7 protein-coding genes are annotated in these 8,068 nt (G+C 74.9%); 5 read left to right on the top strand and 2 right to left on the bottom strand.

Translation table 11 applies throughout. The features are described 5' to 3' along the window. Positions 1-90 precede the first annotated feature (90 nt). Complete coding sequence (locus VT52_RS00780; protein ID WP_143070821.1) at positions 91-2,187, top strand: acetoacetate decarboxylase family protein; 2,097 nt, start codon at positions 91-93, stop codon at positions 2,185-2,187. A 35-nt stretch (positions 2,188-2,222) separates the two neighbouring features. Next, positions 2,223-2,513, top strand: coding sequence for a hypothetical protein (locus tag VT52_RS00785; RefSeq protein WP_046423975.1), 291 nt, complete (start codon positions 2,223-2,225; stop codon positions 2,511-2,513). A 253-nt stretch (positions 2,514-2,766) separates the two neighbouring features. Here VT52_RS00785 and VT52_RS35155 read toward each other — a convergent pair whose 3' ends face one another. Further along, positions 2,767-3,489 (bottom strand): ATP-binding protein, encoded by a 723-nt coding sequence (locus VT52_RS35155; RefSeq protein ID WP_053055583.1) that lies wholly within the window; start codon positions 3,487-3,489, stop codon positions 2,767-2,769. A gap of 150 nt (positions 3,490-3,639) precedes the next feature. Here VT52_RS35155 and VT52_RS00795 point away from each other — a divergent pair, with 150 nt between their 5' ends. Then, positions 3,640-4,515, top strand: coding sequence for a helix-turn-helix domain-containing protein (locus VT52_RS00795; protein WP_046423974.1), 876 nt, complete (start codon positions 3,640-3,642; stop codon positions 4,513-4,515). A 376-nt stretch (positions 4,516-4,891) separates the two neighbouring features. Then, complete coding sequence (locus tag VT52_RS00800; RefSeq protein ID WP_046423972.1) at positions 4,892-5,377, top strand: hypothetical protein; 486 nt, start codon at positions 4,892-4,894, stop codon at positions 5,375-5,377. 47 nt (positions 5,378-5,424) lie between these two features. Here the strand turns inward: VT52_RS00800 and VT52_RS00805 are convergent, their stop codons facing one another. Then, entirely contained in the window at positions 5,425-6,615 is a 1,191-nt protein-coding gene (locus tag VT52_RS00805) for a PP2C family protein-serine/threonine phosphatase (RefSeq protein ID WP_046423970.1), read from the bottom strand. Positions 6,616-7,260: 645 nt separating this feature from the next. Between VT52_RS00805 and VT52_RS00810 the strand changes: the two genes are divergently transcribed. Then, the coding region (locus VT52_RS00810; protein WP_071387338.1) for a hypothetical protein at positions 7,261-8,068 on the top strand (808 nt) is incomplete at its 3' end.

The following is an 8,068-nucleotide window of genomic DNA, read 5'->3' on the forward strand; positions in this document are numbered from 1 at the left end:
GGCCGGTGGGGCTGGCACACGATGGACGCGGGTCGCGTCCCGCCGACGCGGCCGCAGCCGTCGTACGTCGTCTAACCGAGGGAGCGCCGGATGCGAGCGGACGGCACCGCACCCGGGCGGCCCGCGCCGGGCGGCCCGGACCCAGCAGACGTGCTGCGCGGCTGCGCGCGGGACGTGCTGGAGATCGCCGAGGGCATCCGCGCGGTGTCCGGACGCACCGCCACCACCCTGTCCGCCCCGGACCTGACCGCCGCGACCCGCCGCCACCCCCGCACCGGCCTCGCCGGCTGCTGGGCCCTGCTGCGGGCCCTCACCGCACGACCGGGCCTCGGCGGTCCCGCGGACCCCGGGCCCCGCGACGGCATGGCCCGCGCCCTCGCCCGCGCGGGCCGGGCACGCGGCGCGGAGAACCTGGCCGCGCTGGTGGCCCTCACCTCCCTGCGCCTGCGCGTCACCGCCGTACTCGCCGACCACCCCGAACTGGCCCGCACCCCGGGCATGCGCCTGCTGACCCGGGCCGTCACCGCCGAGCGCGACGAGGACGCCGTACGGGCCCTGCGCACCCTGCTCCGGGACCGCACGGCCCAGCGCGCCCTGTCCGGGCTCGCGCCGCTGATATCCGAACTCCTCTCCGTCCGCGCCCTGCTGGACGGGCCGTCCGAGCGCGGCGGCGTCCCCGAGGGCGGCGCCGAGGCCGTCGACCTCGGCGACCAGCGCCGCCGGATCATCGCCACCGAGGGCTCCCTCCTCGGCTTCCTGCGGAACATCGAGGCGCTGTCCACCGACGGACGGATCCTCGTCCAGAACGTGCGCGGCCCCGACGGCGTCGTCCGCTACGTCGTCCAGGCCCCCGGCGCGGCCCCCGGCCGTCCCCGCGACGACGCCCCGCAGGACCTGGTGGGCGCCTGGCGCGACCTGTGCGCCACGGACTCCCCGTACACCCGCTCCCTGGTGCACGCCCTGGCCGTGCACGGCATCCCGCGCGGCGCCGAACTCGCCCTGATCGGCCACAGCGAGGGCGGCAACGCGGTCCTCAACCTCGCCCAGGACGAGGACTTCTGCCGCACCTACCGCGTCACCCACGCCATCGCCGTGGGCGCCCCGTCCGGCGACCGCAAGCCCGCCGACCCCCGTACCTGGATCGCCACCGTCACCAACCAGTACGACCTGGTGGCCGCCCCGGACGGGCACCGCACCGAACCGGCGCCCCGCGCGGACCCGGACGACACCACCCGCTACCACGTCGAATACGCCGGTCCCACCCGCGAGTTCCCGCTCTGCCACCGCCTGCGCGAATACATCGAGCACCTGCGGACCCTGCTCCCCGTGGCCCGAGCGGATCTGGACGAGGCACTGGCCCCCTACCGCGGGCCCGTCGTACGCACCCAGGCCTACCGGCTCAAGAACCACGCCCACCCGCCCGCCGGCCACCCCTTCCTCACCCTGGCCACCGCCCCCGTGCGCACCACCGTGGGCCCGGTCGAGGTCCCGGTGCGGTACTACGACTCCGCCGCCGCGCACCTCTGCTTCCCCGTCGACCCGGCGGCGGCCCGGAGCCTGCTGCCCGACGCGGACTGGCTGGCACCGAGCCGGCTGGGCCCCCGGGCCCTGGCCGTGCTCTCCGTGCACGAGCACCGGTGCACCACCATCGGCCCGTACACCGAGATCGCTCTGTCCGTCCTGGTCGACGACCTGTGGCGGCCGCGTCCGTACGACGCCGTCATCGATCTGCTGCGCCGTGTCGACCTGCGCCGTACCGGCCGCTACGTCCTGTCGCTCGCCGTCACCACCGAGGCGGCCCGCGTGGTCGCGCGGGAGGTCTGGGGGCAGCCGGTGCTCAGGATGCGTGCCGAGGCCGACCTGACGGGCCGGGAGATCCGGGCCCGCTCCGAGGACCTCGGGCTCGTGGTCGAGGGCCGGCTCGGGCCGGGCCTGCGCTGCCCCGACGCCGACCGGGCCCTGTACGGCCGCCGGGGCACCGGCACGGTCCGCACCCTGGTCCGGGCCCAGGGCAGGCTGCGGCTGCACCCGGGCGCGGGCGTCCGGGTACGGCTCGACAACGCGGCCGCCGAGCCCCTCGCCGGGCAGCTGCGCCGACTCGGCATCGACGCGGCCCGGCCCCTGTTCGTGCTGGCCTGCCCGCAGTTCATGGCACACCGCGGCGGCGGCGCGGAGCTGGCGCGCTGAAGTCCCGCACGCACGCAGCCTAGTTGGGAGTCCCCATGGTGACCGAGTCCGCCCGGCCGCAAGCGGCGCAGGCCGATGAACTCCTCGCCCACATCGGCCGGTTGCGGGCCGACGCCGATCTGATGGACGGCTACGCCCGGCGCCTGCGCGCCACCGCGGCCGCGCTCGGCGGCTGTCCGATGGCGCCCGAGTGGAGCCGCCCGGCCCTGGACCGGCAGGCGGCCGCCTGCGCCGCGGCGGCGGTCCGGCTGCGCACCGCCGCCGAGGCGCTGCTCGCCCACGCGCGCGCGGACCGGCCGACGCGGGGCGCGATGTCGGGGTCGTAGGAGGGGGCGCAGGAGGGGGCGCAGGGATACGGAGGTGTGTGTGGGGGAGTCGTGGTGGCGGGGCTCAGTCGGGCTGTTCCTCGGAGCCGGGCTTCGGGCGGGCGCGGGTCCAGGAGGGGTCGACGACCGGGAGGGGCTGGGGGAGGGGGACGATGCGGTGCATGGGGATCCTTCGGACTGGTGGGGGTTGGTCCGTGGCGGCGGTTCGAGGAGCGGCGGCGCTGCCCGGAAGAGCCGGGCGGGACGAGGTGGTTCAGACGGACCGCAGTTCCGCCCAGACGACACGGGCGGGCCGGTCGGCCGGGAGGGTGACGCCCCAGCCGAGGCTCAGCGACTCGACCAGGAGCAGCCCGCGCCCGTGCTGGTCCTCGGCTCCGGGGCGGCGGCTCACCAGGAGCACTGAGCCCGCGTCCCCGGTGGTCTCGTCCGCCACCTCCACCCGTATCCGCTCGGCCGTGCGGCGCAGCCGGCAGCCGATCCGGGTGCCGCCCGCGTGCACCAGCGCGTTGGTGACCAGCTCGGAGACCACCAGGACCACATCGTCCCGTACGCCCTCCGGCACACCCCACACAGTGAGCAGATCCCCCGCGGCCCGGCGGGCGGCGCCGACGGACGAGGGACGGGCCGGCAGGTCGAAGGAGGCGTCCGACGCCGGGAGTCCGACCCCGGTGACCGGCCGGCCGGCCCTCTCGGACCGTGCGCCCCGCCCCGGGCCCGGCCCGCCCGCGGCGGACGACCGGTCCTCTCTCGCGTCCGGGGGCGGGCGGTGGAGCGGTCGGGGGAGGAAGGGCGGAGCCATCGCCGTACGCCTTTCGTCCGGCCTGGCGTGGGGAGCGTCCGGCCGTGCGTGGTGGGGGGTCGGTCGGGCGGCCGCGCGCAGCAGGCGGCGCACCGCCCCGTACGAGGCCGTGCCGCGGCCCGGTCCCCCGACCGGCCACGCCGCCTGCTCCTCGGTCGGCCGGAGCAGTCGCTCCACTTTCCCACCTGTCAACAACAGGCCGCAACCTACGAGTTGAAAATGGCAGTCGGCCGTGTACATGTTGCCCGCAACGGGCACACCCAAGCGTGGCGGGCCCGCGGTGAACGTGTACGCGGGCGACCCTGCTGCCTGCTCCCGGGGGTGCGGATGACCACGGAGACCGACTGGGGCGGCGCGCCTTCCGTGCTGCGCATGATCCTCGGCCGGCGGCTCGAGCGGCTGCGGGTCCGCGCCGGACTCGGATACGCCGAGGCGGGGGCCGCCATCGGGGTCAGCCACTCCACGATCCGCCGGATGGAGGCCGCCAAGGTGGCCCGGCTGCGCCTCACGGACGCCGAGAAGCTGCTCCAGGTCTACGGCATGACCGACCCTCACGAGATCGACACCTTCCTGCGCTCGGTGCGCGAGGCCAACAAGCGTGGCTGGTGGCACGGTTACCGCGATGTCCTGCCCGACTGGGGCGCCGCCCACCTCAGTCTGGAGCAGGCCGCCGAACGCATCCGCGGCTACGAGAACCAGTGTGTGCCCGGCCTGTTGCAGACCGAGGACTACGCCCGCGCCCTGCTTCGCGCGACCCACCCGGGCGCGTCCGCGGAGGTCACCGAACGCCGGGTCGCCCTGCGGATGCGGCGGCAGTGGCTCCTGGCCGGGGCCGAACCCCCGCGGGTGTGGGTGGTGCTGGACGAGACCGCGCTGCGCCGGACCGTCGGCGGGTCCGGGGCGATGCGCGCGCAGATCGACCACCTCGTCGAGATCGGCCGGCTGCCCCATGTGACCGTGCAGCTCATGCCGTTCGCGCACGGCCCGCACCCCGCGATGTCCGCGGCCGCCTACCACCTCTTCCGGTTCCGGGCCCGTGAACTGTCCGACATCGTCCACGTCGACGGCCTGCTCGGGGCCGTCCACCTCGACAAGCCCGAGCACGTCGAGCCGTACCGCGAGGCCCTGGACCGCCTCGCCGTCCAGGCGGCGCCCGTGACGCGGACCGAATCCCTGCTGGGCGCGATCCGCAAGGAGCTGTAGGCCCGTGAGCCCGTGAGCCCGTGAGCCCGTGGCGGCCGCAGGGGCCGCAAGGGCCGTCGGCCCGAGGGCCGCGCACTTTCCCCGCACGTCCGCCGAGCCGCCGTCCGCGCGGGGCGCCGGCGCCCTCGTCGGGGGTGACGGCGGGGCACCCGCATGGCCCTCGGCCGGATCGCCCGGCCGCCCGAGGAGCGGTAGAACCGGATACATGACCGGACCGGCACGCTCCGAGGCCAGGAACCGACGCAACCTTCCCCGCCTCGCCGCATGCCCGGAATCATCAAAAAACCGCCGGAACCACCCAAGCCGAAACGCGGTATTACCAGCCGTCAGCAGACGGGAACAGCCCGTCCGTCACGAAATCGGGGGAACGAGACACATGTCCGTCCGTAGCCGTACGACCCTGTTCACCGCCCTCGCCCTCGCCGCCGGCCTCAGCCTGGCCGCGGTGACGCCCGCCCTCGCGCGGCCCTCCACCGCGCGCGCCACCGCCGTCGCCCAGGGGGACGCGCACAACGTCACCCAGCACGTCGCCGACTTCTACGGCGCCTACATCGACGCCGTGTGGGCCACCGGAGACAAGTCCGCGGGTGCCGAGGCCAAGGCCCTGTGCGCCTTCTACCTCTCACCGGCCGCCCGGCAGAAGGTCGCCGCCTACGAGAGCGAGGAGCACGCCGACGGCATCCTCTTCGCCCAGAACGCGCCGGTGCGCTGGCAGGTGGCCTACACCGGTTCGGGCGCCGGCCACGCCACCAGCCGGGTGACGCTGACCTGGAGCGACGGCCCGCACGCCGAGCTCACCCGGATCGACGTCCAGTCCGACCTGCGGACCCTGAAGATCACCGACCTCAAGCCGGCCGGCTGACCGCACGGCACGTCTCCCGGCGGCGTCCCGCTGCGAACCGGACGGGTCTACGACAGCTCGGTGCCCGCAGCGTCCTGCCGTACGGCCGCCCGGCCGTGGCCACGCCCGTGGCCGTGGTGACGGTGCCGCTCGACGGGGGTGCGGTGCAGCGCGATCAGCGCGGCGTCGTCACCGAGACTGCCCCCGGCGTGGGCGAGCAGATCGCGGCGGATGTGGTGCAGCAGTGCCTCGGGAGGTTCCTCGCTCCACCGCGCCACCCGCTCCGCCAGCGGATAGAACCGGCCCCGGGCGTCCCGTGCCTCGATGACGCCGTCGGTGTAGAGCAGCAGGGTGTCGCCGGGCTCGAAGGAGAAGACGTCCAGCGTGTGCTCCACGCTCGCCGGCAGCCCCTGCACGCCGAGCGGCGGCGAGGGGTGCAGGCTCGGCACCGTCACCACGTGCCCCGGACTCAGCAGCAGCGGCGGCGGATGTCCGCAGCTGGTCATCCGGGTGATCTGGTCCCGGTCCGGGATCTCCACCAGCAGCGCGGTGGCGAACCGCTCGCCCGCCTCGTCCTCCGGCTCCAGGTCGGCCGTGTACCGGGTGACGCTCTGCTCCAGCGTGTCGACCAGGTTCTCCAGTGTGCCGTGCCGGTGGGCGCTCTCCCGGAACGCGCTGAGCAGCAGCGCGGCCTCCCCGATGGCGGGCAGCCCCTTTCCGCGGACGTCCCCGATCAGCACCCGTACGGCGTTGTCGCACACGGTCGCCGCGTAGAGGTCGCCGCCGATCTGGGCCTCGTCCTCCGCGGCCAGGTACAGCGAGGCGATCCGCAGCGGGCCGATCTGCTCGGGCAGCGGCCACATCAGCACGTGCTGCGCGGCCTCGGCGACGGTGCGGACCTGGGCCAGCTGGGCCTGCCGCCGCTCGCGCAGGGCGCTGTAGAGGACCACCGTGACCGAGAGCAACGCAAGGGTGATGATCTGCACGATGTGGTTGGAGGTGCCGATGCCGCCGTGGGCGAGGGCGATGACGATCTGCGCGAGCGTGGCCAGCGCGCCGACGGCCGCGGTCGTCCGGGGGCCGGCGAAGGACGGGGTCAGCGCGGGCGCGATCACCAGGGCCGGGCCGAGGTGGATGCTCTCCGGCGCCTGTACGTCCACCACCGTGATCACCGCGATGAGGGTGATCGGCAGCAGCAGCAACGCGTGCGACGACTGCCAGAATCGCCGCTCACCGGCCGACCCGGCCCGAGATCCCATGCCTACCAGCGTGCTACCGGGCGGGATGGGCGGCCACTTCGCCCGGTCCGCCCGTCGCCGCGCCGCCACGCCGAGCTCCCTTTGCGCGGCTTTGGCCCTAAGCGGGGCGTGAATATGCCAAACGCACACTACTGAATCCCGGATTCCGGGGGCAGTCTGCTGCCGTACCGCCCGCCCCGCCGCGTTCACGAGGTCCGGAAGCCTCCCCGCACGCGGCGGGGCCGGCGTTCGTACGGGCCGAAAACGCGTTGCGGTGGACCGGCGCACTCGATGAGCTGGAGCGGCGGGGGCCGCCCCGCCCGGTAGCCCTGTCGGTCGTGCGGGCCGCCGCGCCGGGACCATCCGAGTCGGAAGACGTGGCCGGAGGGGGAGAGGTTGCCTTCTCTCCCCAGTTTTCCCTTCCGTCCGCCTGTGGGGCTTCCCACCCCTTAAAGATCTTGACGGCCGTCGCGCGGATCGCTGAACTGTCCCCCGGGCCGTGCGACCACACGACCCGGGGGAAATCCGCCGGCATTCCGATGGTGATGCCTGAAACGAGCGGGTATTGGGAAAAGCCTCGTACGGTCGATCACCGGACGTGGGCCGAAGGGGGGCGATGTGCATGACAGGTGCGTCGAAGGCGAAGGTGACGGGCTGTCCCGTCTCATGACCGCGGAGAGACTTCCCGACCGGCTCCGCCCGGCGGCGGCCCGCCTCGCCCGGTTCGCCGGGCGCACCCTGCGCGGCGAGTGGCAGGCCATCGTCGTCGACCCGGTACGGCAGCTCGCCCGGCGCGGACTGCCGGGGCTGTTGCTGGCCTTCGTCGCGGCGTTCGGCGTCATCTTCTTCCACGACATCGCCCAGCACCCCACCGGCGCGGTCTGGGTCACCCGGCTCGGCGGCGTCAAGGCCGACCTGCCGCTGTGGCTGTCCCTGCTGCGCACCCCGGTGTCGCTGTACGTCCCGGCGCTCGACCTGCCGGTCTGGGCCGGCATCACCCAGCTGTTCCTGGCCTTCGCGCTCGCCGAACTCACCCTCGGCCGCTCCCGTACCCTCGCGATCGCCTACACCACCACGCTGGCCGGCACGCTCGTCGCCCGGCTGATGGTCGCGGTCGGGCCCGGCTGGTCGGGCTTCGGCCTGCCGGCCGCCTGCGGGCACGTCCTGGACACCGGGCCCTCGGCGGCGGTCGTCGGCCTGTTCACCTATCTCTCGGTCATCAGACGCGCGCCGGTGGTCTTCACCCTCACCGGCGGCTCCATGGTGTGGGAGTCGATCGCCGTACCCAACCTCGCCGGCCGCGAGCACCTGATCGCGGTGGGCTCGGCCGTCGTCCTCGGCCTCCTGCACGGCCGCCGGGCGCGGCTGCGCGCCCTCGGCCGCTCCCTGCTTCCCACCCGCACCCCCGTACCGGCCCCTGCGGCCCCCAAGGCGTCCCCGGTTCTCCCCATGGCCGCCCCCGCCTCCGCCGTCG

This window comes from Streptomyces malaysiense (genome assembly GCF_000980885.2).
Lineage (GTDB): Bacteria > Actinomycetota > Actinomycetes > Streptomycetales > Streptomycetaceae > Streptomyces > Streptomyces malaysiense.

Excerpts from the sequence above, each read along its gene's own strand:
- VT52_RS00780 (WP_143070821.1), top strand. The coding sequence starts at position 91 with ATGCGAGCGGACGGCACCGCACCCGGGCGGCCCGCGCCGGGCGGCCCG.
- VT52_RS00785 (WP_046423975.1), top strand. The coding sequence starts at position 2,223 with ATGGTGACCGAGTCCGCCCGGCCGCAAGCGGCGCAGGCCGATGAACTC.
- VT52_RS00795 (WP_046423974.1), top strand. The coding sequence starts at position 3,640 with ATGACCACGGAGACCGACTGGGGCGGCGCGCCTTCCGTGCTGCGCATG.
- VT52_RS00800 (WP_046423972.1), top strand. The coding sequence starts at position 4,892 with ATGTCCGTCCGTAGCCGTACGACCCTGTTCACCGCCCTCGCCCTCGCC.
- VT52_RS00805 (WP_046423970.1), bottom strand. The coding sequence starts at position 6,615 with ATGGGATCTCGGGCCGGGTCGGCCGGTGAGCGGCGATTCTGGCAGTCG.